General features: G+C 59.0%; 1 protein-coding gene and 2 pseudogenes. 1 reads left to right on the top strand and 2 read right to left on the bottom strand.

The window, feature by feature from the left end; all coding sequences use genetic code 11:
• Positions 1-344: pseudogene (locus tag NKI29_RS33240) on the bottom strand (transposase); the annotation flags it as partial.
• Positions 345-1,272: 928 nt separating this feature from the next.
• Positions 1,273-2,298, bottom strand: a complete 1,026-nt coding sequence (locus NKI29_RS33235; protein WP_352798681.1) for an IS110 family RNA-guided transposase — start codon at positions 2,296-2,298, stop codon at positions 1,273-1,275.
• Positions 2,299-2,499: 201 nt separating this feature from the next.
• Between NKI29_RS33235 and NKI29_RS33230 the strand changes: the two are divergent.
• Positions 2,500-2,643, top strand: a pseudogene (locus NKI29_RS33230) (IS110 family transposase); the annotation flags it as partial.

Raw genomic sequence — 2,643 nt, 5'->3', positions numbered from 1 at the left:
CTGCGAGCACAGATCAATCCCGCTGTCGGCAGCCGTCCGCAGGAAGCCGGGTCGCAGTCGCCTGAGCTTGTAGAAGGGCGAGATCGTTGGCATCCCTCGTAGCCGCATGCGATCGCAAAGATGCGGGCGCGCAGACTGTCGGCCATGGCGTGTGTGACCCGCTCTGGATCGCGCGGATCGTCGATCGCTGCGGCCAGTCTGTCGGCCAGTTGCAGGCGTCGCTCGGCCGCGGCCAAAAGCATGACGCCACGATCCGAGGTGATGCGTCCGCCGTCAATCGCAGCTGGGATTTTCTTGCGACCAACGGCTGGAAATGAGAGCGGGAGCAACGTATCGTCGGTCATGGCGGGTGTGGCTCGCGAGACGTGATGGCAGGGTTGGCCCAGACACCCGAATCTTACGCCAAATCAATCGTCTAGGCTACATCCGCCAACCTCTCAGACCGGTCGTCGTGCATAAGACGGGCTAGCATTTCCCGTGTAGCCGGGCGGACGTCCACAGTGGATGAAGGGAGGGTATGCGACATGGCTGTTGTTCCTGTATCCTTGTTACATAAGTTCCTGTAGGGGCAGCTATTGTTTCGAGCCCCTGTCCTCATTGGGGTTTGCCACCTCAAGTTAGCAAAAGCCCCAAGAAACCCGCGTGGCCGGCTCCATATAGAAACGCAAACCTTGATGGGATCCGATCAGCCTTCCCGTTGCTCCAAATGACACATGAATTGGAGGGTCCTTTAGAGCTTCTGCCTGCTGGAGCCTTAGGCCCCGACTGTTAGTATAGACCCTTAATGTGACAACGCTTCGTTTGTTATGCGCCGTACCCCATAGTTATTTGCGATCGTTACACCGCGATGCGGGCTCTTCGGGGCGAAAAGCTGCTCGCCGACGCGGCCGAACGTGGTATCAGAACCTGGACATCGCCAGCCGACATTACCCGGCATTCCCCTGATGCGACGCCCGGAAATGATGTTGGATTTGAGCGCACTACAGTCTTGGCAGCGGGGTCAAACCGAAGGCACGAAATTGATAGTGATGGGGTTGTCTAATCGCCGCTGGGACGTCAAGCATGTAATTGCGTCGAGACGACGCTGCCGGGTGCATGGTTGTCTTCGCGGTCGACATCAGTCGCCGCATGATGGAGCTCCGCGGACGAGCCTTCAATGTGGACGACGCACTTTGCTGAGACAGCGGTGCAACCCCATCAGCGGAATGGCTCGGCTCACGTCCCGGCAGGGACGTCTCAGGCGCTCAGATCCTGAACGCTATTCGCAAGATTTCATGCTGTGGCGCCTGCATTTCGATCAAAGAACTCACCGGTCTTGAGCATCGACTGCATTATCACCGCCAGTTTGCGCGCCACAGCCACGGCAGCTCGTTTGAAGCCAACCCTCTCCCGGAGCTTGAGGCCCCACGTGCGCAGGCTGCTGTCGATCGAGCTGCGTGTCAGGATGACCGCCGCAGCCTCATAGAGAAGTCCCCGCAAATGTCGATCGCCGCGTCGGGATATATGGCCGTCATAATCGACTTCTCCCGATTGGTAGCGGCGAGTTGTCAGGCCGATCCAAGCGGCAACAGAGCGGGACTTCTTGAAGTTGCCCGGATCTTCAATGGCAGTGGCGAAAGAGGTTGCGGTAATGGCGCCGATGCCGGGGATCGACATGAGTATGCGGCATGCTTGGCTTTGACGTGCATCTGCGAGAAGCTGGCGCCCAAGCTCGGCGGCACGGATGCGAATGCTGCGCCAGGCTTCCAACATCGGTAGGACGACAGGAGCAAGCTCGCTCTGATCGATAAGAAGGCTCCGGACATTCTTTTCGAATGTAGTTCCCTTACCGGCGGGAACGAGCAAGCCGAACGTTTTCATGATCCCTCGGATCTGGTTGGAAAGCTCGACGGTGATCCGGACCAGCCGAGTGCGTGCTGCCACGAGCGTGCGGGTCAACATACTGTCGAAGCCTTTCACGCGCACCTCGCGAAAGAATCCTGCTTCAGCAAGACGCGCCAAACCATCGGCGTCATTCGCATCCGTCTTGTTCGCCGCCATATCGAGAGCGGCTTTGGCATGGCGCGCATCGATGCAGATGGCTGGCAATCCCTCGGCGCGCAGCGCATGATAGAACCAAACTGACAGCGGGCCGGTTTCGAATACGACGCGCTTTGCGGCCGGCGCCCGCTTGCGGACAAGCTCGGCAATGATCCTGGGATCAGATGCGCACTTCCCGCGCCAGATCCGTTCGCCTTCACGGCGGATCGACACTGCCGTCTCTTTCATCGACACGTCGAGACCGATATGTTCTTCCATGGCTGTTCTCCGTTGATGCTGGGCCCGGCGTCCAGTCGTGAGCCCGTATTTCATCTTATCGGGGAACAGCCACCCTCCAAGGCTATGATCGGTTCAGGGCGCGTCGCTCCCGCGATTACCCCATGTGGACGCCCCCTCGACGGCATCGATGTGCCAGAATGGTGGTGTTTGACAGCCACCGTAAGAGAGGGAGCATCCACAATGGAAGTTAACACGATTGGGTTGGACCTAGCGAAGATGTATTTCAGGCGCATGGAGCCGATGCGGCGGGCGCCATTGTTTTCCGCAAGCAACTGCGACGCGACAAGGTGCTTGCGTTTCTCGCTGGGCAGCCGGCCTGCTTGG

Origin of the sequence: Mesorhizobium sp. M0678 (assembly GCF_040320505.1) — a bacterium.
GTDB lineage: Bacteria > Pseudomonadota > Alphaproteobacteria > Rhizobiales > Rhizobiaceae > Mesorhizobium.
The sequence above is the reverse complement of the archived record's forward strand: the minus strand, read 5'-3'. Positions and strand labels throughout refer to the sequence as shown.